Origin of the sequence: Arthrobacter sp. KNU40 (assembly GCF_051515115.1) — a bacterium.
In the GTDB taxonomy this organism is placed as follows: Bacteria; Actinomycetota; Actinomycetes; order Actinomycetales; family Micrococcaceae; genus Arthrobacter.
On sequence record NZ_CP195850.1, the window covers coordinates 2568589 to 2594569 of the forward strand.

The window sequence follows — 25981 nt, forward strand, 5'->3', positions numbered from 1 at the left end:
GCGTTGACACTGTTCTGGGCCGCGAGGAGACTTTTTCTGGGGATGCCTCGCCGAAAGGAGCCCCAGATGTCATGGCACGTCGAGGGTACGTATTTTGAGAATTGCAATTGCGACATGGTTTGCCCGTGTTCCACTTCCGGGCTGACCGCACCGGCTGATAACGACCGCTGCAACGTGGCCTTTGCCTTCCATGTGGACACCGGTGAGGTGAACGGTGTCGACGTCGGAGGCCTGACGGTCTGCCTCGTCGTCGATACGCCTGCCCTCATGAGTGACGGTGGTTGGAAGGTCGGTGTCGTGATGGACGCCGCAGCCTCCCCGGAGCAGGCGGAAGCGCTCGGTGGTGTCTTCGGTGGCCAGCTCGGCGGACCGATGGAGGGCCTGACACCGTTGATCGGTGAAATGGCGGGAATGGAGTCGCTGGAAATCGCTTACACCGACGACGGGCGCATGCACCAGGTCCGCGTTGGCAGCGCTGTCGACATGGCTGTGGAGGACTTCGTGTCGCCGCTGGATGCCACGGGACTCGGAGTGAAAATCAGCGGGATAGGATTCCCGGCGGACACCTTGGCGGCCGGCACGTCCAGCACGGCCCGCGTGGACGTGTTCGGGATGACGTGGGATAACGCCGGAAAGAACTCCTTCTCGGCTCCCTTTGCCTGGTCGGCCTAAGTACCGCTTCTTGGCCTTCAGAGACGGCGGACTGCGTCAACCGGGACGCTCGCTCAGATATATGGGCAAAAGCAAGGACGCTCGCTCACGTCATGTGAGCGAGCGTCCGCCGAAAACGCCCTAAAGGTGAGCGAGCGTCTGGGTAGGGAACGGCGCACGGCGGGACGACAGCGGGAGGGGACTGCCGCCGTCGGGCACTGACGGACCTGTCGCGGTACGTCAACCCGGATGCGCGCTCATATACATGGCAAAATTCCAGAACGCGCCGTTCTCTAAGGCATGTCACGCAGCTGGTCCCGGCCCTGCTGCCGACCGCGCGCCACAGGAGTAGCGTTTGCCTTGGCTGAGGATAGGGGTCCACATGAGCTATAAGTATCGAACCGTCAGGGTTCGTGGCACCGAGTTGGTAGGAACCATCGCCCGAAAACACGGCAGCGCACCGGAGATCTACGAAACCTCGAAGGACGCGAACACATCGGTAGTTCCCGTGTTTTTCCAGGCGACCGGCGAGATCCGATTCTTCGACAGGTCAGTCCTGGAAGACGTCGTGACGCCGGCCAGCTAGCAGCAGTTGCGCCTCTCGGAACTGACCAGAGACGTTTGTTTTCAGAGCTCCTGCGACTTGTGGTCGTTGGGGGTAGCTTTTGTGGCCCACACTTGGCAAGTGCGTACTTTTGGTGTTGAAGAAGAATTCCTGATCGTAGATCCTGACAACGGCAGTCCCGTGCCCCTCGCCGGCGATATCTTGCGCCTTCATAGCGCCGGTCCCCAGGGGGTGGCTCCTCCTTTCGGCCCGACGTTAGCGATCGAGCTTCAGCAGGAGCAAATCGAAGTCATCACCTCCCCGCACAGCAGCCTGAGTGCACTCGGCGCTGAAATACGTGCCGGACGCTCCTACGCCGATTCGCTCGCCCGGAAGGCGGGCGCAAGAATTGCTGCGCTCGCGACGTCGCCCCTGGCGGTTACTCCGCATGCAACAAACACCGATCGCTACGACGCCCTCCTGGAAAAGTTCGCTATGACTGCCAGAGAGCAGCTGACCTGCGGATATCACGTCCATGTTTCCGTTGACTCGGATGAGGAAGGCGTCGCAGTGCTGGACCGGATCAGGTCCTGGCTTCCGGTGCTGACTGCACTGAGCTCGAATTCACCGTTCTGGAACGGGGCCGACAGCGGTTACGCCAGTTTCCGGACCCAAGCTTGGAACCGATGGTCCAGCGCCGGTCCCACCGATGTCTTCGGATCTGCCGAGGCCTATCACTCTTTGGTGGCGGACCTGTCGGGAACCGGTGTGATCATGAGCCCGGATTTCGACGCTCGCCTGTCCGCCCGGCACCCTACGGTCGAGATCCGCGTCTCGGATGTTTGCCTTGATGCCCGGGATACCGTGCTGATCGCGGCCTTGGTGCGCGCCTTGGTGGATACGGCCGCCAGGGAATGGAAATCCGGACAGCGTCCGGACATGGTTTCTGCCGCCGTCCTGCGCCAAGCCACGTGGCGGGCCAGCCGGTTCGGCCTGCACGGGGAGCTGCTCGACTCGAAAACGCACAAGCCCGACACCGCAAAGCATGTCCTCGCTGCACTCCACTCCCACGTCCGTGATGCCCTCGAAGAGACCGGGGACGCACTGTACGCCAAGGAGGGATTGCAAAGGATCCTCAGCCAAGGCACGGGAGCCGCGCGGCAACGGCAAGCCCACCAACGCACCGGCAGTCTCGCCGGCGTCGTCGCATATGCAACGCGCGTCACCCACCTCGAACCCGTGGAGCACCAACACACCGGCGAACCATCCTTTTCGACGGATGCAGGGACTGCCGTGCTCGTGGCGAGCTAGCGGTCGGGCGAAATTGCGGCTCCATCGGAGTGCGCCGTTAGGGTGAGGCATGAGCGATAAGGGAAAGACCTGGCACGAAAACCACAAGGAATCATTGACGAAGGGTCAACGCGCCGCGGATGTCATGCGGAACGGGATGGGCAGTTGGCCGTTCGTCGGCGGCTTTGTCGGGTTCATGATCCTTTGGGCAGCCATCAACAGCTGGGCGTTGGCGAACAACGCCTGGGATCCGTATCCGTACATCTTGTTGAATCTCTTCCTCTCGATGCTGGCTGGCCTGCAAGGAGCCATCCTTCTCATCGCCGCAAAGCGTCAGGATGCGATTGCGGCGGTGATGTCCCGGCACGATCATGACACGAACGTGAAATCCAAAGAGGAGATCGACCTGCTCATGGCCATCAACAGCCAGCAACTGGAGATCCTCCGTGAATTGCAGGTACTCGCAGCCGCGGGGAACATCAGGATCGATGCAGCTGCGGGCAAGAGCTCGGACCGTTATTAGCGCTTCACGTCGGAAGGCACGACGGCGTGGCGTTCACTGCCGGAACCACCAGGAAGGAATCCAATGACTGAGAGCAACAATTCGCCGACCAAACCCACGATGTCAGCGATGTGGTCCGACGGCCTTGGCCGGGCAGGGATCCGTTCAGGGCAGATGCTCCTGGTCATCACCCTGGTGTCGGTGATTCTGTGGGCGATGACCAGCGTGCCGCTCGTCATGATCCCGGTCACAATCGCGCTCATTCTCGCCTCGGCAATTTCGCCCCTTGTGCGTTGGCTGACTGCACACCGGTGGCCCCGGGCCGTCGCCGTCGCGGCGTCGTTCGTGGGCATCCTTGCAGTCTTCGGCGGAGTCATCACCGGAATCGTCTTTCTTATCAGGGCGCAATCCAAGGAGCTTGCCGTGAAATTCACTGCCGGCATCGAGCAATTGCACCAATTCCTGAACAACGGCCCTTTCAAAGTCAGCGACGAGCAGCTCCGATCCGTGGCCGATTCCATCCAGCGCTTCTTCACGAGCAGTAGCTTTGGTGCCGAGGCGCTGACCGGCGCGCGGACGGTCGCTGAAATCCTGGCCGGCTTGGTTCTCATGGTGGTGATCTTGTTCTTCTTCCTCAAGGACGGCGAGAAGATCAGGAACTTCATCTTCGGATTTCTTCCGGCGGCTCATCGCGGAAAGGCCCATCTGGCCGCGGAACGAAGCGCCATCGTTCTGGGAGGCTACGTCCGCGGAACGGCCCTGATCGCTGCAGTAAACGGCGTGATCATAGGGACAATGCTGGCCATCCTCGGTGTCCCGCTTGCCCTGCCCCTCGGCGTTTTTGTGTTTATCGGCGGGTTCATTCCCATCGTTGGTTCCACCGCGGCGGGTACCCTCGCTGTGGGTGTCGCCTTGATTTCGAACGGTCCGGTGACGTCCCTCATCGTCCTCGCCGTCCTCATCGCGGCCAACCAGCTTGAGCACCATTTCCTCCAACCGGTTTTGATGGGCAAGGTCCTGAGTATCCATGGACTGGCCATTTTGCTCGCCTTGGCCATCGGGACGATGCTCGCAGGCATTGTCGGGGCCTTGTTAGCCGTACCGACCGCCGCCGTCGCGTGGACTGCAATCAAGACGTGGACCGGGCGCGGAGACACGGCGCCCGGTGGCATCGGCCCAGCCGACGAAACCGCGGCCTGAACGGTCTCGCAAGCAAACCTCGACCCTACGCTTGCGCTAGGAGCTCGTCGCGCAATTGCTCCAGGTGCGACGGCTGTTCCGCCAACGCCCGTGCGGTCGGCGGGGGAGTAGGTGCCTGAACCCCCGCGAGGGGGTCGTCGGTCCGGGGGACGGTGAGGCTCAACGCCCCGCCGACGTCGGGCGCCGCCGCATCGCGGCGGGTGAGGGCCGGCAGATTCCAACGATGTTCGATCGTCGCAAGGATGCTGGTGTGATCGAGCGGGACAGAACCGGGGGCTCGAAACACGGTGCCGGCAGGGATGAGCGGACTGATCAGTACCGTCGGTACCCGTAGCCCGAAACGGGTGAAATCGAAACCGAATTCCCCCGGGGCGCCGTCCGGGGGCGTCGCGCCCCATGGCGGGGCGACGTGGTCATAGCAGCCACCGTGTTCGTCATACGTGATGATGAGCAGGGTTGAGTCCCAGGCCGGCCCCGCGCGGACGGCGCGATAGACGTCGAGCAGGAACTGCTCACCGAGAGCGACGTTGTAGTTGGGGTGTTCGCTGTTGCCGGTCGAGGACCAGGACGGCTCAAGGAAAGAGTATGCGGGGAGCTTCCCGGATGCCGCGTCGGCTTGGAAGTCCGTGAACAGGCCAATGTTCGACGCCGGAGCGTGCCGGGTGTCGTCGAAGTCGAGTTTCGTCAGGGGCTGCTTGGTTTCGCCGTAGATCTTCCAGGGGATGCCATGGTTGCCCAGGTGCCCGAAAATGCTCGGCACGGTAAACCGCTTGGCCTTGTCATCCAAGTTGCCCTGGCTGGTGCCGGCGCAGGCGAAGGCCCGATTGGGCATCGTCATGGTGGGAGCTGACGCGAACCAGGCGTCGCACACGGCGAATCCCTTCGCCATCGCCGACAACACCGGCAGTGTCTGAGGGGTGAAGCAGCCCATGATCATGTGCGCGGTTGTTCCCGGCACCACATGCCAGCCCTTGGCTAGGTTGTCCTTGATGGCGCCGGCATAGTTGGTCACAAAACCGGTCATGGAAGGAATAGCCCCGGCTTTCGGCGCACTGGCGCTGCCATAGAGCTGGTAGTTCGTGGCCTGGTACCCCTCTCCGGGGTCGGCGCCCGGCATGAAGTAGAGGTCGGGGGTCGAAGGAGTCAACTGGTAGGCGCCCACCGGCCTGCCATCGGAACCGGGACAGGACTCCGTGCCGGTCAAGCCCTCGAACGGGTGCCCTGCAGAGGAAACATTGCCCGAATCTGCATAGAGGTATCCAAGCATGTGATCGAACGATCGGTTTTCAAGCATCAAGACGACGATGTGCTGGACGGTGTTGAGACCTGTTACCGCCACGATGACCATCCCCTTCGAAGAGTTCCTGTCGGTGCTGAACAGTCTCCCACGCCGCTGTCTTGGTGGATATGCCTCGGGCCCGGTCGTGGTCAGCCGGGAATGGTAGCCAGGACGGGTTCACCATTGAAGTATTCGAGTTGCCAGCCGTCAATGGCATGGTGGTGGGCGAGGTTGAGGACGGCGTTGTCGATGCTCTCCAGTGTGCGGCCGATGGCGCGGCCGAGGCTCACTCGGAGGAGCGTTCCGTGGGCGACAACGAGGACCCGGCGGCCGCGGAACTCCTCGGCCAGCGCCTCCAGCGCGGCAAGACCGCGGGAGGCTGCCTCCTCCGCGGTTTCCGCCCCATGGAAGCCACCGGGAATGCGAAGTGCGTCCAGTTCAGGTCCTGCCTGCAGGCCCTCGGCAGGTCCAAAGCGGCGCTCGGTGAGCTCCGGCATGTGCCGGTCCACGCTGAGCCCCAGCCCAGCGGCGATCAGCTCTGCGGTCTCCGCGGCCCGGCTCAGCGGTGACGAAACAACGACGTCCCACTCGTAACCGGACAGCACGGCTACGGCGTCGCGCGCTTGGCCACGGCCGACGTCGTTCAGCGGAATATCGGTCGATCCCTGCAGCCGGCGCTGGGCATTCCAGTCTGTCTGGCCGTGGCGGACGAGGGCGAACGTAGTAAGGGGCATGCCCTCCATTCTGCCTTGACCAATGCGGCTTCGATCAATCCAAGAGTTGGATTAGGAAGGGGTAGCCTCCAGTGGCCTCGGCCGCCCGGTGGACCAAGCCGGGGGACAGGCCGGGGGACAGGCCGGCCCCGGCCCTGGCGAAGGTCGCGGCGAAGGAATCCTCAGGACCTGTGCCAGGCTCCCAGTAAGTTGCCGCATGGATTCCCCGAGGCGTCCCATAAAACCTTCGGTCGCTGTCTCGGAAATAACTGCCCAGCCCTGTCCGCGGGCCGGATCATGGGCCGCCGATCATGACTGTCTTGCCGATGCCGCGTGCTGGGATGTACAAGATCCACGGCACAAATATCTCAGGCCGGACCGCGGATCGATAACTCCGATCCAATACGGATTTCGTCGCCGTCGTATGTTAAGCCATTGTCATTGAACGGAAGTTCTCGCAGCCCCTTCCACTCCCGCTCTTTTAACGCCGATAATCTACATTATGTAAAGTAATACTCTGCGTATCTCATCAGATGAATCAATTCGCCCTAATCCTCCGGATCCGTCGGGGCGGGCTCACTCGCCCCGGGATTGCGCGGATTTTTGCACCTCTGCAACCCTGGCGGGCAGCTTCCCGGACGATCCAGACGGCTGCGTGTGGTTTTCTGTGACGGCGTGAGACGCGCCTCTGACCTGCGGTTTTGTCGTGATGATGCGTTTGATGAATCATTGATTCAAATTATGAACATGATTCAGGCGTGATTTGGAGGCGAAAATGGCGGTCGATGGGTCCGGGCGCGTGCTGCAACTGAGTGCTGTTCGGCTGCTGCATCCCGAGGAACAGACGCTCGAGGACATGCTTACGGGCTGGCGCAACCAGCAGCTCTCCAGGAACCTTCAATTCGACACGATTGATAAGGGCATCGGATGTGTCCGAAGGTTCGTGAACCATGTGAACGAGTTCCCCTGGAACTGGTCACCGGCCCATGTCGAGGAGTATTTCGGTGACCTGCGCTCGATCCATCAACTGAAGCACTCCACGATCCGCGGTTACCAGTCCGCCCTCCGCCGGTTCACGTCCTACGTATCCAATCCCGACTATGGCTGGGACCAGGTCTGTGAGCAGCGCTTTGGCACGCACCCGTCCCAGGTCTTCTTTGACTGGAACACCGCTGCGCACACGCAAGAGTACGAAGGGCGTCCTTCGAAGCGGCCATTCACCAAGGCTGAACTGCAGATGCTGTTCGACCATGCGGATGACCAGGTCGAACTCATCGCGGCCTCTGGCAAGAAAGGCTGGAAAGCAGCCTACCGCGACGCGGTCATGCTGAAAGTCACCTACTCGTACGGGCTCAGGTTCAACGAACTCCGGCACCTGCAGACCATCGATTTCGCGACCAATCCGCAGGCGCGAAGGTTCGGAAAAACAGGCGTCTGCAAGGTCCGCTTCGGCAAGTCACGCAAGGGCTCCCCGCACAAACCCCGCAGCGTCCTGACGGTCTTCGACTGGACCGCCGGGGTCATCGAGGACTGGCTCGCCAACGGGCGGGGAACGCTTGAAACACTGGACCTGTTCCCCAGCGAACGCGGTGGGCTGATCTGCGAATCCACCCTGCTGCGCCGGCTCCGGCGTTACCTGGACGAGCTGGGACTGCCGCTGGATGGCCTGGATCTGCACTCACTGCGACGCTCCTACGCAACACACCTCCTGGAGGACGGGTGGGATCCTAGATTCGTGCAATATCAAATGGGCCACGAACACGCCTCCACCACCGGGATCTATCAATTCGTCAGCGATGACTTCCGCAACTCCACCCTCCGTGCGGCCCTGGACCGCACCATGGACGAAGTTCTGGGCGTGCAGATACGGGGCCAATGGTGAGACGCGAAGTCGAATACAAATGGCGGCTTTCCGAGCTTATGGCAGCACGGGGACTACACAACACCACCGACCTCATCCCCCTGCTGGCCGAGCGCGGCATCTCCTTGTCCCGGCCACAGGTCTACCGGCTCGTCAACCAGAAGCCCGAACGCGTCGCGCTCCAACTCATCGCCGCGATCTGTGACATCTTCTCCTGCGGCCCCGAAGACCTCATCACGGTGACAGCCGCCGACGCCCGCACCCGCAAGACCGGCACCAGCGCTCCCAATGTCGTAGACCTGAACCGAACCGTCCGCCCGCGGCGGGCCCGCATCATCGACGATGGACACTGAGGCTCCAGAGGGGCTGACTCCCCGCAACACCAGCCGCGGCCGGCCGCGCACCACCGGGACCGCCACTTGCGTCCGATGCGGCCGAAACGCCGGCCGAACACGCGCCACCTGGCCCGAAGGCAAAATCTGCGGACCCTGCTTCACCACCGCCACCCGCACCCACGGGACCTGCCCTGACTGTGGCCAGCACCGGCTGCTCCCCGGCCCGCCCGAGACCATCGGCGGGCCGCGATGCGCACCCTGCGCAGGCATCCCCCACGACTTCCACTGCGGCCGCTGCGGTGTTGAGGGCGAGTTCTACCGGCTGGGTATCTGCGCCCGCTGCGCCCTCCGGGACGACCTCAACGATCTACTGCTCACAGACCCTGCCGATTCAGGAATAGCCGTCAGAATCGTCGAGGTCCTCTGCAAGGCAGACCGGCCCGAGAGCATCATCACCTGGAAGCGCTCCCCCAAAGTCCAAGCCCTCCTGTCCTCACTCTCAAACGGGACAACACCTTTGACCCACGAAGGACTCAACGCCCAGGCCAAGTCAGCGGAACGAGAAACCAACCACCTGCGGGCACTGTTCGTCCACCACGGACTCCTCCCCTACCAAGACCCGCACCTGGCCCGGTTCGAGTCCTGGATCGAAGACAAGCTCCGCCCCTTGCCCGAACAGGTCGCAAGACCTGTCGAGCACTTTGCCACATGGCACCACCTACGGCGCATCCGGTCCACGACAACACCGGAAACAAGCGCCCGCGGCCCGGTGCACTCGGCCAAACAAGAGATCACCGAAACCATCAAATTCCTGGACTGGCTCTGGCAGACCCACCAAAGAACCGCAGCCACCTGCACCCAGCAAGACATCGAAACCTGGCTCGCCACCGGACCCACGACCAGAAAAGCCATCCGCACCTTCATCGTCTTCATCAACAACACCGGAACAAACACCCGCGTGGAAATGGGCCATTACACCGCCAAAAAACGCCCGGCAATCACCCAGGACCAACGCCTGGCCTGGCTGCGCGAACTGCTCACCGGCACCAGCGAATCCCTGCCCTACAGAGTCGCCGGGATCCTGCTGCTTCTCTACGCCCAACCGCTCGTGCGGGTAGCCAAACTCCGCGTCGAGGCCGTCGAGCCCAACGAAGGCAGCGCGAACATGAAGATCGCCTTCGGTACGCATCCGGTCCCCGTGCCCCAGCCCGTCGCGGAACTACTTCAAGAACACCTGCGAAACCGGCCGAACCTCAGAACCGGATCAGACACACAAAGCCCCTGGCTCTTCCCCGGAACCCGAGCCGGACAGCCACTTCACCCAAACACCATCATGGACAGGCTCCGCAGCCTCGGCATCGACCTGCGCGGCGCACGAAACACCGCCCTCGACGAACACCTGACCCTTTCCCCGCCACCACTGGTCGCGGACGCACTCGGCTACAGCCACCAGGTTGCGTTCCTCCACGCCGACAATGCCGGGGACTCCTGGTCACGCTACGTAGACCGACGAACATAACCGCTGCTGCGGGCTCAGTCCGGGAATCGGGGTTCTTCTCCCCAAATTGCGCTCTGAACGCGGTTCGCGGCGGCCAAACCAACTCGATTGGCGCTGGTCGATGGCCCCTTGATCCTCGCACTGTGTGTGCTTCGATACACAACCCTGTCGCCGACTATTGTCCCCGCATAGCGGCCGCTCGGGTCGTAGACGCGATCGTCATACACCTTGCCAACGTAGATGCCGGAGCGGGAGTAGAGCCGATCTCCCTGCAATCGGAGAGGACGGCCGTTCTTGGTATAGAGATTACTCATGCTCCAATTCAGCCATGACAGTCTGACAATTCCGACTGGCTACCTGCCTCGGTGAACCCGAAGACGTCCATTAGTTACCGTGCAGGCAAGTCGTGACCGCGACGGCTGAGTTCCTCCCGCACCCGGACGAAAGCGTACTGCGGCTTAGCAGAAAGCAAAGGAACCAGGTCGACAAAAGAGGGCGTGCTATCCATAAAGTTCGCGACCGGGATAATAACAACTTCAGTGAGTTGCTCGACGAAGGCATCTTCCGGGAACCGGCCGCTCATTTCGGCGTCGAGCAGGATGGTTCCCGGAAGGTCGCGAGCTACCAAGCCGTCGTGTCGCACAAAGTCAATCGACGGGATCACATCCGTTTGTTCGGCTCGAAGACTCAGAAGGCAGAGGTTTTCTGACCGAAACTCCCCCCTAGGGACCGACGGGTCCCACGCCAGGTTGAGGTAGTAGTCTCCGCTTCCCCATGGGGACTTCTGAAGGTTCACCACCTGATATTCACCGGCCAATGTCGTGCGGAACCAGTTACGACCCCGCTTACGGAACCCGCGGGACTTGAGAACGCCGGCGAATGCTGACTCGACTAGTTTCGTTCTTTCCACACGGGCAATTCTCCAGCATGATCCGTCTGCGGCCGATGAATACGCCCACATTCGATCCGCAGGGATGCCAGTAGAAGTGCTCCGATCGCAGAACTTGCAGATTAGGACCCGGTGATACGCTGTCGCAACCAAGCTGCGAACGAAGCCCGGTGACAAAGCCCGCGCCCACGTATACGCTGCGATCAGCTTCCATTTTCAGGGGATTCGATGAAGCATTCACGATTGTGGCAAAACACTTTTTGCCTGCTATTTCTCGGCCTGCTAATGACTTCTTGTGCATCAGGTCCAGTAGGCAAAACACGGCCAGACGTTACAACGCTTTCCCCGACCGTTTCCATGCCTCCCGTGGTGACCTGCACGTCCTTCCTGCCGTCTGCCCCATGTTCGCAATACGTCAGCATCTCAGGGACGTCCAACGGCGCTGCCCTGCCGTGGGTGGCGGCAGGCGGGCTAAGAGTAGAACTGTATTCCGTCAACGGCGGGCTTCAGTTCGCAGCGAAAACGCCGTGCAATCCGATCAGCGGACCGGCGGCGATCGCCGGGAACACGCTCACACTTGGCAAGCTCGCAGTCGGGGCGATGGGCTGCGTCGGCGATTCTTCTGCTCAGGAGCAATGGGTCACGCAATTCCTAGGTCGCCCGATCGAAATGTCGTTCGTCCATGACACCCTGACCTGGACGACCGGCGCGGACACGCTCAGCTTTAAAGGCAAATAGCAGTCGCTCGTTGTGTCCTTGCCCTGGCCGCCAGGCGGAACTGACCGCGGGGGCGCCGCTCGTCCATCACGGGCTCCTCCCCTACCAGGATCCAAACCGCGATCGTCTCGAGTCCATACTCACGTCGCAACGCTTGCCACACACCAGCCGCCCTAGAAAACATCCTCGGGATCCACCGTCGACGTTGCGTACTCCGGACGCCCAGCCGGTCGATAAGTCTGGATGGTGATGCCGCGGGACGTCGTCCGTGAGTTGACGAGTTCAAGCGCGAGGTCCGGACCGGATTCGGGGAACAACCGAGTGCCCTGGCCGACGACCACGGGATAGGTGAGCAGGTCGAGCCGGTCGACCAGATTGTTGGCGAGCAGCCATCGGACGAGGACACCGCTGCCCGGGACAACCAAGTCGCCGTCGTGATGTGCCTTCAGCTCGCCGATTGCTGAGGCGAGGTCACCGGCCAGGACGGTCGTGCTCGCCCATTGCGGGTCGGTGAGGCTCGTTGATGCTACATACTTGGGCCGGTTGTTCAATGCGGCCGCGATCGGGTTGGTGCTCGGGTCGATCATCGCTCCCCAATAGGGCGCGAAGATCTCGTAGGTCCGCCGCCCGAAGAGGAACGCGGACGCACCGCCGTAGACCTCGGTGAGATACTCCCCGGTTTCGGCGTCCAGAAGTGGGATCGCCCATCCCCCGCGCTCGAAGCCACCTCTGCGATCTTCGTCCGCTCCGCCCAACCCCTGCATCACGCCGTCCACTGAGACGTTGGTCGTGGTCGTCAACCTCATGTCGTTTTACCCCGTCGAACAACGGCCGCGGAGCCCTTCTGGATCCACGCTACGTGCCCTCATTGTCGCAAGCCTTTACGCCCTTGGCCCGGTACCGCCGTCGAACGCTAATTCGTGGCAAGAGCGGTTCGATCATGACCGCGCCTTCCGTGTGACGATATCCGGATGGAACAGACTCCGGACGTACTCCGCTATGCCGCCTTTACCGCCACTCCCGAAGGAGGAAATCCGGCCGGAGTAGTCCTGGACGCAACCGGGCTTGACGACGCCCGGATGCAGGCCATTGCGGCCGAGATCGGTTATGCGGAAACGGTCTTTGTCACCGGGAAGACTATTGACGGGGACGCCCGCCGAAACCGTGTGCGGTACTTCTCCCCCATCGCCGAGGTACCGTTTTGCGGCCATGCCACAATCGCTTTGGCTGTCGCCCTGTCAGGGCGCGACGGTGCGGGAACCTTTGTGTTCGAGACGGAGGTAGGGCCCGTGGTGATTGAGACGACGGGAGGCGGCGACACGATCACGGCAAGCTTCACGAGCGTGGAGCCCCGGGTAGCCGGCTTCCCCGCCGGTGTTCTGGACTCCCTGCTCGGATTGCTCGGCGTGGGCCAAGGCGAACTGCACCCGGGCTACCCTCCGATGGTCGCCTTTGCTGGAAACTGGCACCCTATTCTTGTCTTCAAGGAACGGAGCACCTTCGACTCCTTCGTTTTCGACCCGGATGCCATGCGCACGCTGATGGATGCCCAGGGCTGGGCAGGCACCGTCACGACGCTCTGCGAGATTGCTGGCGGCGAGTTCGACTCGCGCAACCTTTTCCCCGTGGGAACCATCACTGAAGATCCGGCGACAGGTTCAGCCGCCGCGGCTTTCGGCGCATACCTCCGGTTGCTTTCGCTCGTGGAGACGCCAATCCGGGTGATTGTGCACCAAGGAAGCCATGTCCACCGCCCGAGTGTGCTCACTGTCGACATTCCCCCGGAAGGCGGAATTGTCGTAAGTGGTGAAGCCGTGGAGATCGCCGAACTCTTGTAGAACCCGGCCGCTTCATGCGGGCCGGCGAGCGCGCCAGACGCACCTACCCGTGTCTCACGACTTAACGGGCAGCAGGAAGTATTCTCCATCGATGGGCGTGAACGCCCGCACAATTTCATTTTGGGGGAAATCTTGAAGTCGCACATGGTAAATCGTTCACTCGTCATAGGATCGCTACTGGCTGGGCTAGTTCTGGTGGGCTCAGCCTGCGCAGATCCGGTGGCGAGTCCTCCCCCTGCTGTTACTGCACACGTCGACTCTTCGACGCCGACGCCAACTTCCGTACCCGCACCGGTGACTTCTATCGCCGTTCCTACCCCGGCCGCCTCATTCCAGCGCTTCACTTTTCCAGACGGCCACATCTCCTTTGCATACCCGGCAGGTTGGGCTGTTCGCACCGAACAGGGACGGTATTTGAGCCCGGAGACCAAGGCAGGTTCCGTATCCGCCATCGTCTCCGATGCGTCCGGATCGGAGGTAGCACGCGTCCTCAGCGGGATGTACGGTGACGGTGCTGCCGGTTGGGTCCAGAGGACTGTCTTGGACCACGTTCCCGTTGAGGGGATTACAAGCGCCGCCGGGGAGCCCGTCGAGTTCGGCTTCGCCATGGATCAAGGCTTGTCCGTTCCTTCTCCTTACACAGGGGTGCCTACCGTGCCTGCAGATGGCAGCCTCAGGTACTACTTCATGGATGTCCGGCGTGCTGGTGAGTTTCAGCCAGCGCAGAACAGTTCCGGATCCAACCAGATTCGCCTGCCTAATGGGGTCATGTCGGCTTTTGTTGTCTTCGACTCCGGGAAGCAGCCCGTCTTTGCAACGCCTGGCGCGGCAAGGGCGTGGATGGCGAGTGAAGAATATGGCCAACTGAAGGCCCTCGTGCTTAGTCTCAGATATGCGTAAGCAGGCCAAGTGCGACGTGACTCCGCTTAGATAGTAAGGAAACCTTTTCAGTTTGCCTTACTCAAACGCCTTTGGAGCCGTGAGAAACATGCCCATCACCACGTTGGACCCACAGACCGCCCTCATCATTGTTGACCTTCAGCGGGGAATAGTTGCCTCCCCGAAAGCGCATCCCATCGATCCAATCGTGCGGAATTCCGCTGCCTTGGCGGATGCCTTCCGCAGCCACGGCCTGCCCGTGGTGCTGGTCAACGTCAGCGGCGGAGCGCCCGGCCGGACAGATCAAGGCAGTACCGCGGGAAGGGACTTCCCAGCCGAATTCGCCGAACTCCTGCCCGAACTCAACCAGCAACCAGGCGATCACCTCGTCACGAAGAAGACGTGGGGCGCGTTCACCAACACCGGCCTGGGCGCACTCCTGGAGGACCTTGGTGTGACCCAGGTGGTGCTCACCGGTGTGGCCACCAGCATTGGCGTGGAATCCACTGCGCGGAGCGCCCACGAAGCCGGCCTTAACGTCACTCTCGCCCTTGACGCGATGACCGATCTGACGATGAACGCCCACGAAAACTCCGTCACGACGATTTTTCCCCGACTAGGCGAAACCGGAACGACTCAAGAAATCCTGAACGTGCTTGAAACCACCCGGTCGTGACCGCGCCGGACGCGGCCGGCGCCGAACCCAGCTGACACGGGCAAGCGCCTGCTGACTCCCCCACGGTCCGCGACTCGGGCCGAGACTTCAGGTCAGGGTGATCGGCCCTCGAACCCGCTGGGTTGGAGATTCACGGCACCCTTCCTGCTTGGCTCCACCCTGAACCCGATCAACAGCTCGATGATTGCCACCGCGCTGGTGGGCATCGGGACTGACTTTCGCTCGAGTCCGGGCGCCACCGCCGGACTCATATCCGTCCTGTACCTATGTAGCGCAGTGGCCCAACCGACCATGGGGAAACTCTCCGTCTTCTTCGGGCCCAGGCGGGCCTTCCTCTCCGGCGTCGCTGTCCTCCTGCTGGCTGGTGTCGTGGGCGTGCTGGCTCCAAACCTGGGCGTGCTGCTCATTTCGAGGGCACTCATCGGCGTCGGGACTTCAGCGTGCTACCCGACGGCGATGGCGCTGGTCCGCCGGCGGGCCGATGAGTCCGGGGTCGGCGTCCCGGGCCGCGTCCTGGGCAACTTTTCGATCGCAGCCCAGGTGACCGCCGTCGTCGGCTTGCCGCTTGGTGGAGTGTTGGCAGGCGCGTTCGGCTGGCGGGCCCTGTTCGCGGTCAATATTCCGCTGGCCCTGCTGGCATTCACTCTCACGTTGCGCGGAGTGGCGAAAGACGCGCCGGTCCGCAAACAGGGCTTGGCTAGCCTGCTCACCATGCTGGACCTGCCGGGGATCGCCCTCTTTGCTGGTGCGATCATCTCGCTGCTGGTGTTCCTATCGGCGCTCACGACGCCTGCCTGGTGGCTTGCCGTCCTCGCTGTGGTGCTGGCGGGGGCGCTGCTGTTGCGGGAACGGCATGCGCGCAGTCCGCTGATCGACGTCCGGATGCTGGGCAGGAACGGACCGCTGCAGCGTACCTACCTGCGTACGATCCTGGCCGCACTGGCAACATATGCATCGATGTACGGGGCCAGCCAGTGGATGGAACAAAGCATGCGACTGAACCGGTCGGGCGTGGGTCCGCTGGCCGTTGATCCTTGCAGGCGTCGCTTTGACCCTCTCCGCAGAGGTGATGCTGCTGGTGAACCACAGCTCCGGCGTCGCACTGCTCATCGGGATGACCCTGCTGATGGGCCTGACCAACGGTTTCAGCAGTTTCGCCAATCAGGCAGCGCTGTACCTGCAAACGACGGCCGCGGAGATCGCCGTGGCCTCGGGCTTGCTGCGGACGTCGATGTACTTGGGCGCGATCGGCTCCTCCAGCCTCATCAGCATCGCCTTTGGGTCGTCCGCCACCGACGCAGGTTTCCACACCTTGGTCTGGATTCTGGTCGCCATTGGAGCATCCATGGTGCTCCTGACGGCGTTTGATCGCGGCGTACCGGCCGTCGCCGCGGAGCGTTGAGCCCGATGGCGGGTGGCCACCCGGGCTGCCCGTCGCGACATGGCCGTCGCGAGCAAATCCTTGTCACGCTTCAGCTCGTCTCCTAACCTTTCCTCATGGGTGAAGGCCGCGCGTCGGAGACTCACGTTGATTGAAGCAACGTTGCATGGGCGGGATGTCCAGGTCGAGCGGATCGATGCTTTCCTGAACGAGTCCGGAGGTGATTCCCTCCTCGTGGTCACCGGAGAACCCGGAGTCGGAAAATCGGCCGTGCTTGAATTCATCGGCGATCGAGCAGCCATGAACGGCACTCGAGTGCTCGGCGCGCGGGCCCTCGAGTTTGAAGCCGAACTTCCGTACAGCACGGTCAACCAGCTGTTGCTCCCGTTGATCGGCACGCTCCCCCAGCTCGCGCCGGATCACCAGGCGGCAATCGGCATCATCTGCGGACTTCGGACGGGCGCGATGCCCGGCCTCCTCGTTGCGGGCGCCGCGGCGCTTTCCCTCCTGGAACTGACCGCCGCAAAATCGGACTCCGTGCTCCTGATGGTGGATGACTCGCCATGGATGGACCTGCTTTCCGCCATGACGCTGACCTACCTTGGCCGCCGTCTTCGCGGGGTATCGGCCAAGATCCTTGTGGCAGCACGACTGGATGAGGACACGGTCTTCGTCCGCAGCGGCTTTCCGGCTCTTCTTGTTCCTCCGTTAAGCGACGACGCCGCGGACGCTCTGCTCGTCGATCGTTTTCCGGCTCTGCCCGCAAGCGTTCGACGGCGGATCCAAGGTGAGGCGCTTGGCAATCCACTCGGACTGCTCGAGCTCCCCGCTGCGCTCAAATACCCTAGTGTGCAGCCGTTGCCCAGCATGCTCCCCCTCACGAACCGACTGAAATCGCTTTACGAAGACCGGTTGTCGGCGCTGCCTCAGCACACGCGTGAAATGTTGCTCTTCGTGGTCCTTGCCGGCGCCGAGAACAGGTTGACCATCGAAAAATGCATTCCACCGAGCGCTGGCCATAATGATTTCTCGCCAGCAGAGCGCGCGGGCGTAGTGCGTTTCAACTCCCGTTCCGGGCGTTGGGAATTTCGTCACCCGCTGATTCGCTCGGCCGTGTTCGAGCGCTCGACGGACGAAGAGCGCCGGCGCGTGCACTCAACCCTCGCCGATGCCTTCGCCGACGAACCTGAACGGCGGGCCTGGCACCTCGGCCAGGCGGCAACGGGCCCCGATGAGGAAGTCGCGGCGCTTCTCGAAAACGTGTCCCAGCGGTTCATCGAGATTGGCGACGGCACCCGGGCAACTGCTGCAATGCTCAGGGCTGCGGAACTGACTCCTTCCGTCAGCGGCCGTGAGCGCCGAGTGGCGCGCGCGGCATATCTTGGATCATCGATTGCGGGGACAATCGGAGAAAGTCCGGCTCTGCTCGCTGAGTCGCTTCGGAGCCAATCCAGTCCACCACAGCTGGCGACCGTGATCGCTGTGACGTACGATCTGCTCAACAGCGAGGGGGACGTTGCAACCGCACGCAGACTCCTGCTTGCCGCCCTGGCACCAGGAACGTCCGAGCCGGATGCGGACGCCCGTGATTATGCCGAAGCCCTCTACACACTCGTCCTGGTCGGTTTTTTCGGGGGCAATGGGGACTTCTGGAAACCTCTCCTGGCTCAGGCGTCACCCGGAGGCCTGCCGGAAGTACTCCAGTTTCAGATCGGACTTTTCGTCGATGCGGCTCACTCGGAGGGAGCATCTATCGAGCGCTTTCATCGCGCGATTGATGGACTTCGATTCGTTACCGATCCGCTGCACATAGTGCGTTTCGCCACCGCCGGGGCATACATCGATTCTCTCGGAGGCATGCGCGATGCCCTCTGGCAAGTCGTCGAAGACGGGCGCAGAGGGGAAGCCATCACTCCCGCCATTCAAGCGCTCTTTCTGCTCGCCAATGACGACTACTTCAGTGGCAGCTGGGACGAGCTGGAGGTGTTGGTCCAAGAGGGCATGGACCTCTCGATAGAACACGGTTACGCACTGACCACCGCACCGGCCAGGTTCCTGTTGGCACTCGTCCAGGCGGCCCGTGGAGAGGAAGCCCCCGCTCATGGCACTGCCGAAGATCTCCTTATTTGGGCTGCGCCGCGGCGGCTTGTCGCCCTCGCCAATTATTCGTCGCACATCCGGTGCCTCACGGCATTGCCGGCCGGCCGATTCGACGAGGCCTTCACCCATGCGGCGACGATCAGCGCGCCAGGCATTCTTCCGGCGTACATCCCACACGCCATCTGGTCGGCTTTCGATCTCATTGAAGCAGGCACGCGATCGGGACGCAGGGCCCAGGCACAAATGCACCTACGGGCGTTGGAAAGTACTGAAGTCGCCAGCCACTCCTCGCGGTTGGGTGCCCTTGTCCTGGCCGCCCACGGGTTGTTGGACGAAGGTCCGGACTGGAAGGAAAAGTTCGAGTCTGCCCTTGCCACCCCGGACGTTGAGCACTGGCGGTTCGATCACGCGCGGATCCGGCTTCTGTTCGGAGAGGAACTTCGACGCCGGCGGGAACGCTCCGCCGCCAAGATCCAACTCAGCGGAGCGAGGAAGATGTTTCTTCAGCTGGGTGCCACTGCGTGGGCCCTGCGCTCGGATCGGGAACTTCGCGCACTTGGTGCACCTGAGGTGCGCTCCGGCGCACTGACCCCGCAAGAATCCGCAGTTGCTGACCTCGCGGCGACGGGCCTCTCGAACAAACAGATCGCCGAGTCCCTCTTCTTGTCACCGCGAACTGTCTCCACTCATCTTTCGCGTACTTTCTCGAAGCTGGGGATCTCGACGCGGGCCGGCTTGCGTGACGCCCTCTCGGCCGGCACGAACACTTTACGTCCTTGAATGTACGTCAATTGACGGATTACCACGGGCGAACGGAAGCCTAGCGTTGCTCCTGTCCAACACTGTTAGGAGCAAAGCATGAAACCAACAATCGTTCTGGTTCACGGTGGATTCGTCGACGGAACAGGCTGGCGGGGTGTGTACGACGAGCTGACGGCAGATGGTTTCGAGGTGCGCGTCGTCCAGAACCCCACAAAGTCCCTCGCCGACGACACGTCAACAACCCTGCAAGTGATTGACAAAGCGAATGGGCCAGTCGTTCTCGTTGGTCATTCGTACGGAGGGGCCGTCGTCACCGAGGCGGGCAGTCACGAAAAGGTGTCCGCGCTTGTCTACATCACCGCGTTCGCCCCGGACCAAGGCGAGTCAGTGAACTCTTTGCTTGGGACGTTCCCGGCCGACAGCCCGCAGCCACCCATCCTGCCTCCCGTCGACGGATACCTCTTCCTCGACCGCGATAAGTTCCATGAGTCCTTCGCCGGCGACGTCACCCGCGAGGAAGCGGCATTTATGGCCGACGCGCAGGTCCCATGGGGCTTGGAAGCACTCGGCGGAGTCGTTTCCTCAGCCGCCTGGCGGGTGAAGCCCAGTTGGTATCTGCATGTCACCGAGGACAAAATGATCCCACCGGTGGCGCAGACCAGCATGGCAGAGCGGATAGGCGCAACGGTCAGCGAGACGCCAGGAAGCCATGCCGTATATGTGTCGCGGCCGAAGGTGGTCGCCGACGTGATCAGGAAGGCTGCTGCCTCCGTAGGTTGAGGTGAACCAGGCAACGAACCGAGCCGCGCACCGCCACCGGCCTCTTGTGCGCCGCGTGGCGGTGCGAGCGATCCGCCGCCGCATTAAGGTTCCGTTAAGAACATTCACAAATTTGTGAATCGAGCGTAGCGTTCGAACCATGAACACAGTGATTGAGGCCCGAGGCCTTGAGAAACGCTACGGACGGGTTCGCGCACTCGACGGACTCGACCTCTCTGTCGACGCCGGGGAGGTGCACGGATTCCTTGGCCCAAACGGCGCGGGAAAGTCCACCACCATCCGGGTGTTACTAGGTCTTGCACGGGCCAGCGGCGGAAGCGCGACGGTCTTCGGCCAGGACCCGTGGACGGACGCGGTGGAACTGCACAAGCGCATTGCTTACGTCCCCGGCGATGTCAGCCTGTGGCCCAACCTCTCCGGTGGCGAGGCGATCGACCTGCTCAGCCGCTTGCGCGGCGGCACGGACGACAAGGCCGCATACGCTGAGCGCAAGGCCAGGCTCATTGAAGTCTTCCAGTTGGACCCGTCCAAGAAAGGCCGATCCTATTCGAAAGGCAATCGCCAGAAAGTAGCCCTGGTAGCCGCGTTTGCGTCGCCGGCCGACGTGTTCATTCTCGATGAACCCACCAGCGGGCTCGATCCACTCATGGAAGGCGTCTTCAACCAGGAGATCAGACGTGTGGCTTCGCTAGGCAGCACCGTGCTGCTCTCGAGCCATATCCTGTCCGAGGTCGAGCAACTCTGCGATCGCGTGACCATCATCCGCGCCGGCAAGACGGTGGAATCCGGAACCCTTGCGGAGCTGCGCCATCTGACTCGCACAGAGGTGTCATTCGCACGCAACGGCCTGACGGATGCCGACATTGCCCGCATTCCATCCGTCCACGACGTAGCCCTTGTCAACGGTCGTGCCCGCTTCACCGTGGACAGTGACAAGATTTCGTCCCTGCTGCCTGTGCTGACGGAACTCGACGTCAAAGGCCTGAGGGTCGCTCCCCCGTCGCTCGAGGAACTGTTCCTGCGGCACTACGGCGATGAGCTCAATCCGGCTGAAGCCTCGCTCGCGCTGCCCCACTCACGCAAGGCCCGACGTCGGGAAGCCGCCAAGGAGGCGAGCGTGCGATGAGCACTCTTGTCACGTTGCTCCTTCAGCGACTGCGGCGTGACCGCCTGCAGCTGCTGATCTGGATTGTCGGCATCGCACTACTGGCTCTCTTCTCCGTCTCCGCGGTTGAAAAGACGTACGGCGACCCCGCGGGACGCGAGAACATCCTGCAGCTCGCCGTCGCCAACCCGAGCATTCTGATGCTTCGGGGAACACCCGAAGGAGGCGGACTTGATCAATTCGTCTTCTTCGAAATCTTCACGTTCATCGCCGTGCTCGCCGGCCTCATGAACACCTTCCTGTCGGTACGGCACTCGCGGGCCGAGGAGGAGTCCGGAAGGGCCGAACTCCTCGCCGCGACTCCGGCCGGCCGTACCTTGCCCACGGTAGCCACGATCATCTACGGCGCCCTCGTCAACGTTTTTATCGGGCTGTTCGTGGCGCTCGCCTTCATTGCCGGCGGACTGGACGCGAGAGGATCGTTCGTCGCGGGCTGCGCGACGGCGGCCGTCGGACTCACCTTCCTCGCTGTCGGACTATTCGCCGCCCAACTCATGCGCACCTCCCGCGGCGCGAACGGCGTGGCCGCGGCTGCAGTCACAGCCGCGTACGTCATCCGCGGGATCGGTGACGCCCTCGGAACCCCTTCGGCCGACCACCTCCACATGACGGTGTCATGGTGGAGTTGGGCCTCGCCCATCGGCTGGGGCCAGCAAACCCTTGCCTATAACGCGAACACTCTCACCCCCCTGCTGCTCAACCTGGCACTCAGTGCTGCGTTTCTCTCGCTCGTGTTCGTCCTCCAGGCGCAACGCGACAGCGGCGCCAGCCTGCTCGCCGGCCGCCTCGGCCGCGTTGACGCCCGTAGCTCCCTCTCCACGTCACTGGGTCTCGCATGGCGACTGCAGTGGCCCACAGTGGTGGGCTGGTGCGTTGGCAGCGCGTTCGGAGGCCTGCTTACGGGGAGCCTTGCCCATGCGGTCGCCGGTGCGGCAACAGCCGACCCAAATGTGCAGAAGATCATGGAAGGCCTCATTCCCGGAGGCAAAGGTTCGCTCGTCCAGCTCTTTATCTCGGCGATCTTCGTGATGGTCGGCGTGCTTGCCGCCGCCTGCGCAACACAGGTCATCATCAGGATGCGTCAGGAAGAGGTCGCCGGAACAGCTGAGCAAGTGCTCGCGACGCGGGTATCACGAGCCCGGTGGCTGATTGGCTACCTTACTGTGGGCACCGCTTCAATCGCGCTGGTGCTTCTCAGCGGGGCTGCGGCGTCCGGGCTCAGCGCCGTGGCAGTGGGCGATGACTCAGCGCGCGTCGGCGACTCCTTCGCCGCGGCAGCCGCCCAGCTGCCGGCAGCATTGACGTACCTCAGCGTGCTGGCGCTCGTGTTCGTCGCGCTGCCCGCGTGGACGGTTGGCCTGGGGTGGACCTTGTTGGGCCTCGGCACGGTATTCGGGCTGTTCGGCGGGCTCGTGGGCATGCCTGAATGGATTCGCGACATTTCACCGTTCACCCACTCCCCCGTGCCGATCGGCACCTCCACGGACTGGAGCGGTGGCTTATGGATGTTGTGCATCGCGGTGGTGGTCGCGATTGTGGCGACAGCGGGCATGAAGCGGCGAGAACTGAACACGGCTTAGCGCCGAGGAACGGCCGGACCGGCAGGCCGAGAAAGGAAAGCAACGAATGGCCAGAGACGAACGAGCACTTCGCGAGGCGGCCGAACAATCGGCCGCCATCCTTACTGCCGCCGGCATGCCCAAAATGCCTGCGCGCGTTCTCATGGCGCTGACCGTCGCGGAAGACGGGGGCCTGACGGCACTCGAACTAGGTGCGGTGCTCGGTGTCAGCGCAGCAGCAATCTCCGGGGCGGTGCGCTATCTGCAATCCATAGCAATCGTGAGGAGGGTGGCCCAGCCCGGCAGTCGCCGTGACCGTTACGAGGTTCCGCCCAATTCCTGGTTGGCAGCCTTCGCCCAGGAACGTCCGGTCTACCGCGCGCTCGCAGACCTCGCCGACGCCGCAAGCAAAGCAATTGGTGAGCGCACCTCCACGGCCGCCGGCCGGCTGGAGGAAATGGCGAGCTTCTACAGATTCCTGGATGCCCGGCTCCCCGAACTCATGACCGAATGGGAGAAACGCCGCGATGATCAGAAGGGATGACGCAAGGGCGTGCGGGCTTGGCTCGGAGCGGAGCCTTCAAAACCGGCACTGAATAGCTGGCCGAGTTCCCGCCGAGAGCGGAGGCCGAGCTTGGCCAGGACATTCCGGATATGGAAGTTCACGGTGGCGGGCGAAACAAATAGCTGGGCGGCGATTTGCTTGTTGGTCATGCCTCGTTCGGCATAAAAGGCGATTTCCCGTTCCCGTCCAGTAAGGGACTCGAATGCCTGTAGGTACGGATTGGCGGGCCTGTCGCTCAGCCCGTCGAGTAACTTCATCGCACGGCTGAGGTACGGCGCGGCGCCGAGTGCAAGGAAGATCCTTACGGCACCCCTCAGGGCGGTCGCACCGGCTTTGGTGTTTCCCATCGAGATGAGCAGCCGGCCAAGGTCGAGGTGGGCAATGCCCTGCGACAAAGGGAAGCGCGATTCCTTCGCCGCAAGCCGGTAGAACTTGGCCGCCTGGCTGGATAGTCCATACGCTTCGCTGACCCTGCCTTCCAACCAGTCCAGCGAGCCATACACCGGCCACCATCCGCGACCATTCATGTCCTTGCAGGCCTGCAACAACCTGTCCGCTTCCTCCGCACGACCCAGTCCAGCCAAGGCGTCAATCCTGTAACTGTGTGTCGATGGCGTGGCTAGTGTGATCGCCTCTGATGCGTCCAGCTGTTGTTGCCATTCGGCCAAGGAACGGGCTCGTTCGAGCTTTGCAAGGCCGCTGAGTTCGACTCCGAAAGTGTCATATTCGCTCATTCGGACTTCTTCCGCGCGGCGCAAGGCAGCTTCGTATGATTCCGAACGGCCCTGTACTGCCTCGAGGACCGCGGACATCGAGAAAACGAGGGGGCGGGAGGAAACATCGCTGACATCCAGAGAAAGCAATTGCGCCGTGCGGACCACCGTCAGCATTTCCGGCACCCTTCCCAGCAGGAAATAGCAGTATGCGAGCACAACCCTGGTGTGCCCGATTGCCAGGCCCGCCCCGGTCGAAGCCGAGACTTCCATGGCTCTCTCCAGATCGACCGTGGCCTGTTCGATGCCACCGGTCACGCTGAGGAAGCCGGCTCTGCAGGTCAATGCGTCGGCCAAGGCAGGACTGTCGTTCGCTCCAGCGATCCGTGCACTGAGCGACGCAAAAGCCTTCGAGATCAGGTTTGGATCCTCGGTGCCGCTTGCACCGATGAGGTTGAATCCATCGAATTGCAGGCCCAGGTCCCTGCCTGAGGGCAGGTGCCGAAGCCTAGGGTCGTGTACCGCCCCCTTGGACTGGCTCAGCTGCTCCAGGTATCGGTGAGCTTGGGCGACAGCGACGGCGGTGGAGGACTTATCGTCGGAGACCATGCGTGAAACGACTATCGCCAACGAAATGTGGGCCCGCAGCAGGGCCTCGTCAGGGTGGTTCAGTTCTTTCGCGATCAGCTCTTCGGCAAATTGGCCGACACGGTCCAGATCCGGCCTCATTTGAAGCAACTGCAACAGCGCGAAGTCCCGCACTACGCCGGGACGCATGGATTGCACCTGAGGCAGAAGGTCCATCACTTCGGCAATGCAATGGTGGACGGACGCAACGATGCAGGCTTCGATGATGCAGTCGTCCCGGCGGCTTCCCTGGAACCTGTCCATCGCCGAGCGTAGGTATTGCAACGCGAGTTCCGGCTGGCCATCGGCCAAAGCGTGATCGACGCCGGAGGTCACATCCGCATAGAGTGCGGCCGTCCCGGGTTCCTGCACCAGCAATCGATGTTGCAGCGCAAGTCTCGGATCATCGAGTTCGCCTGCAATCGCGCGGTGGATGGAAGACAAGCGGTGGCTCTTGAGGTTGTCCCGCACCCCGACAGCGAGCAGATCACGAAACGGGCGCAATTGAACGGTCTGCCCGACCCGTGTGCCCCGGACGAGCCCGCTCGCCAATGCTGCCGCGACATCCGTTGGTTCATTCAAAGCGGAGCCAATCCGCTGCAAGCGCTCTTGTTCAATTGGGTCGCGACTGACACACACGAACTCGACGACGGATCGGGCAGGTCCAAGCTCCAATGCGTCGAGCATGGCGGCAAAGGGATTGTTTCCAGGGGCGATGTACGGCAGGGCATCGGGCCAGGGGTTCTGGGCGGAATATTCGGGCCCGGCGGCATGCTCCATTGCGGCGTTGATCAACAAGGGAGTACCTCCGGTGCTCCATCGAAGCCGTTCAGCCGTACGCGCCGACATCGTTCGATCCCAGACCCGCGCCACGTAATCCTGGACCTGTTCCGGACTCAGCGGTTCCATGGCGACCCGTTTGATAAAGCCCCTGGACAGGTCATCAGCCACCATCCGATCGATGGCTGCGGTACCGGGCCCTGAAACACCTGCCAAGACAACTGTGATCCTGTCGTCGGCGAGTCTCTGCAGCACGAACCGCAGGGTCTTGGCGGAGCGTTCATCTATCCATTGGGCATTGTCCACGACAATGCAACTAATGTTCTTCGGCCGGGAAGCTAGCGCAGACAATAGTTGGCGGGCCGCAATGACCGGATCCGAGAGGGGCTCGGCCTCGCGATGGCCCAAGGCCACAAGAAGCTTGTCAACAAAGGAGAGTGGAAGGCTACTTTCAAAAGCGTCCGCACTGCACGCCACCACGTTTGCCCGCCTTAGGGCATCCATGAACTGCAAGCACCACGTCGTTTTTCCTATCCCCTGAATCCCAGTGAGCACGACAATCCCGCCACGGTACTGGCGTGTGCGTTTCAGTACAGCGGCGGGAGTGTCATCGCTTGATAGAGCGGGATGTACGACCGTACGTGACGTCATGCCGCCATATTATTGGCAGATCAGCC

General features: G+C 62.4%; 23 protein-coding genes. 18 read left to right on the forward strand and 5 right to left on the reverse strand.

From position 1 onward, the window contains the following. Positions 1 to 66 precede the first annotated feature (66 nt). The 5 genes from ACSKT0_RS11845 to ACSKT0_RS11865 all read left to right on the forward strand — a co-directional run bounded on the left by ACSKT0_RS11845 (position 67) and on the right by ACSKT0_RS11865 (position 4187). The gene (locus ACSKT0_RS11845) at positions 67 to 672 is read left to right on the forward strand and encodes a DUF1326 domain-containing protein (RefSeq protein ID WP_437773931.1); all 606 of its coding nucleotides are present in this window, start codon (positions 67 to 69) and stop codon (positions 670 to 672) included. A gap of 361 nt (positions 673 to 1033) precedes the next feature. Beyond that, entirely contained in the window at positions 1034 to 1237 is a 204-nt protein-coding gene (locus ACSKT0_RS11850; RefSeq protein WP_059389943.1) for a hypothetical protein, read from the forward strand. 99 nt (positions 1238 to 1336) lie between these two features. Further along, on the forward strand, positions 1337 to 2506 hold the full coding sequence (locus tag ACSKT0_RS11855) for a carboxylate-amine ligase (RefSeq protein WP_437773932.1): 1170 nt from the start codon (positions 1337 to 1339) through the stop codon (positions 2504 to 2506). 49 nt (positions 2507 to 2555) lie between these two features. After that, positions 2556 to 3008, forward strand: coding sequence for a DUF1003 domain-containing protein (locus ACSKT0_RS11860; protein WP_437773933.1), 453 nt, complete (start codon positions 2556 to 2558; stop codon positions 3006 to 3008). Between the two features lie 63 nt (positions 3009 to 3071). Next, positions 3072 to 4187, forward strand: a complete 1116-nt coding sequence (locus ACSKT0_RS11865) for an AI-2E family transporter (protein WP_437773934.1) — start codon at positions 3072 to 3074, stop codon at positions 4185 to 4187. Positions 4188 to 4212: 25 nt separating this feature from the next. Here the strand turns inward: ACSKT0_RS11865 and ACSKT0_RS11870 are convergent, their stop codons facing one another. Both ACSKT0_RS11870 and ACSKT0_RS11875 read right to left on the reverse strand, forming a co-directional pair. Beyond that, on the reverse strand, positions 4213 to 5526 hold the full coding sequence (locus tag ACSKT0_RS11870) for an alkaline phosphatase family protein (RefSeq protein ID WP_437773935.1): 1314 nt from the start codon (positions 5524 to 5526) through the stop codon (positions 4213 to 4215). Between the two features lie 89 nt (positions 5527 to 5615). Next, positions 5616 to 6200 (reverse strand): histidine phosphatase family protein, encoded by a 585-nt coding sequence (locus tag ACSKT0_RS11875; protein ID WP_437773936.1) that lies wholly within the window; start codon positions 6198 to 6200, stop codon positions 5616 to 5618. Positions 6201 to 6954: 754 nt separating this feature from the next. Between ACSKT0_RS11875 and ACSKT0_RS11880 the strand changes: the two genes are divergently transcribed. Genes ACSKT0_RS11880 through ACSKT0_RS11890 form a run of 3 tightly spaced genes read left to right on the forward strand, consistent with a single transcriptional unit; the run spans position 6955 to position 9894 of the window. Beyond that, the gene (locus tag ACSKT0_RS11880) at positions 6955 to 8061 is read left to right on the forward strand and encodes a tyrosine-type recombinase/integrase (protein ID WP_437770012.1); all 1107 of its coding nucleotides are present in this window, start codon (positions 6955 to 6957) and stop codon (positions 8059 to 8061) included. Next, on the forward strand, positions 8055 to 8393 hold the full coding sequence (locus ACSKT0_RS11885; RefSeq protein WP_231497281.1) for a helix-turn-helix domain-containing protein: 339 nt from the start codon (positions 8055 to 8057) through the stop codon (positions 8391 to 8393). Before ACSKT0_RS11880 ends, ACSKT0_RS11885 begins: the two co-directional genes overlap by 7 nt. After that, the gene (locus tag ACSKT0_RS11890; RefSeq protein ID WP_437770013.1) at positions 8383 to 9894 is read left to right on the forward strand and encodes a recombinase XerD; all 1512 of its coding nucleotides are present in this window, start codon (positions 8383 to 8385) and stop codon (positions 9892 to 9894) included. The genes ACSKT0_RS11885 and ACSKT0_RS11890 overlap by 11 nt, the downstream gene beginning before the upstream one ends. A 367-nt stretch (positions 9895 to 10261) precedes the next feature. Here the strand turns inward: ACSKT0_RS11890 and ACSKT0_RS11895 are convergent, their stop codons facing one another. Next, positions 10262 to 10783 carry a DUF4304 domain-containing protein gene (locus ACSKT0_RS11895; protein ID WP_437770014.1) on the reverse strand — a complete coding sequence of 174 codons (522 nt, stop codon included), beginning with the start codon at positions 10781 to 10783 and terminating at the stop codon, positions 10262 to 10264. 345 nt (positions 10784 to 11128) lie between these two features. On the opposite strand from ACSKT0_RS11895, the gene ACSKT0_RS11900 reads away from it, so the two are divergent. Continuing rightward, positions 11129 to 11500 (forward strand): META domain-containing protein, encoded by a 372-nt coding sequence (locus tag ACSKT0_RS11900; protein ID WP_437770015.1) that lies wholly within the window; start codon positions 11129 to 11131, stop codon positions 11498 to 11500. 152 nt (positions 11501 to 11652) lie between these two features. Here the strand turns inward: ACSKT0_RS11900 and ACSKT0_RS11905 are convergent, their stop codons facing one another. Further along, on the reverse strand, positions 11653 to 12285 hold the full coding sequence (locus ACSKT0_RS11905; protein WP_437770016.1) for a dihydrofolate reductase family protein: 633 nt from the start codon (positions 12283 to 12285) through the stop codon (positions 11653 to 11655). 165 nt (positions 12286 to 12450) lie between these two features. Between ACSKT0_RS11905 and ACSKT0_RS11910 the strand changes: the two genes are divergently transcribed. From ACSKT0_RS11910 to ACSKT0_RS11950, 9 genes are all read left to right on the forward strand, one after another. After that, positions 12451 to 13317: a PhzF family phenazine biosynthesis protein gene (locus tag ACSKT0_RS11910; protein ID WP_437770017.1), complete on the forward strand. Its 867-nt coding sequence runs from the start codon at positions 12451 to 12453 to the stop codon at positions 13315 to 13317. A gap of 414 nt (positions 13318 to 13731) precedes the next feature. Next, positions 13732 to 14217 (forward strand): hypothetical protein, encoded by a 486-nt coding sequence (locus tag ACSKT0_RS11915; RefSeq protein ID WP_437770018.1) that lies wholly within the window; start codon positions 13732 to 13734, stop codon positions 14215 to 14217. An 88-nt stretch (positions 14218 to 14305) separates the two neighbouring features. Then, entirely contained in the window at positions 14306 to 14872 is a 567-nt protein-coding gene (locus ACSKT0_RS11920; RefSeq protein ID WP_437770019.1) for a cysteine hydrolase family protein, read from the forward strand. Positions 14873 to 15052: 180 nt separating this feature from the next. Then, the gene (locus ACSKT0_RS11925) at positions 15053 to 16240 is read left to right on the forward strand and encodes an MFS transporter (RefSeq protein WP_437770020.1); all 1188 of its coding nucleotides are present in this window, start codon (positions 15053 to 15055) and stop codon (positions 16238 to 16240) included. A gap of 160 nt (positions 16241 to 16400) precedes the next feature. Next, complete coding sequence (locus ACSKT0_RS11930) at positions 16401 to 19133, forward strand: LuxR C-terminal-related transcriptional regulator (RefSeq protein ID WP_437770021.1); 2733 nt, start codon at positions 16401 to 16403, stop codon at positions 19131 to 19133. Between the two features lie 78 nt (positions 19134 to 19211). After that, complete coding sequence (locus ACSKT0_RS11935; RefSeq protein WP_437770022.1) at positions 19212 to 19895, forward strand: alpha/beta fold hydrolase; 684 nt, start codon at positions 19212 to 19214, stop codon at positions 19893 to 19895. Positions 19896 to 20034: 139 nt separating this feature from the next. Then, positions 20035 to 21021 (forward strand): ATP-binding cassette domain-containing protein, encoded by a 987-nt coding sequence (locus tag ACSKT0_RS11940; RefSeq protein WP_437770023.1) that lies wholly within the window; start codon positions 20035 to 20037, stop codon positions 21019 to 21021. Continuing rightward, positions 21018 to 22640 (forward strand): ABC transporter permease, encoded by a 1623-nt coding sequence (locus ACSKT0_RS11945; protein WP_437770024.1) that lies wholly within the window; start codon positions 21018 to 21020, stop codon positions 22638 to 22640. The genes ACSKT0_RS11940 and ACSKT0_RS11945 overlap by 4 nt, the downstream gene beginning before the upstream one ends. A 46-nt stretch (positions 22641 to 22686) precedes the next feature. Next, positions 22687 to 23163, forward strand: coding sequence for a GbsR/MarR family transcriptional regulator (locus ACSKT0_RS11950; RefSeq protein WP_437770025.1), 477 nt, complete (start codon positions 22687 to 22689; stop codon positions 23161 to 23163). Here ACSKT0_RS11950 and ACSKT0_RS11955 read toward each other — a convergent pair. Next, positions 23151 to 25955: a LuxR C-terminal-related transcriptional regulator gene (locus ACSKT0_RS11955; protein WP_437770026.1), complete on the reverse strand. Its 2805-nt coding sequence runs from the start codon at positions 25953 to 25955 to the stop codon at positions 23151 to 23153. The genes ACSKT0_RS11950 and ACSKT0_RS11955 overlap by 13 nt on opposite strands. Between the last annotated feature and the right edge of the window lie 26 nt (positions 25956 to 25981).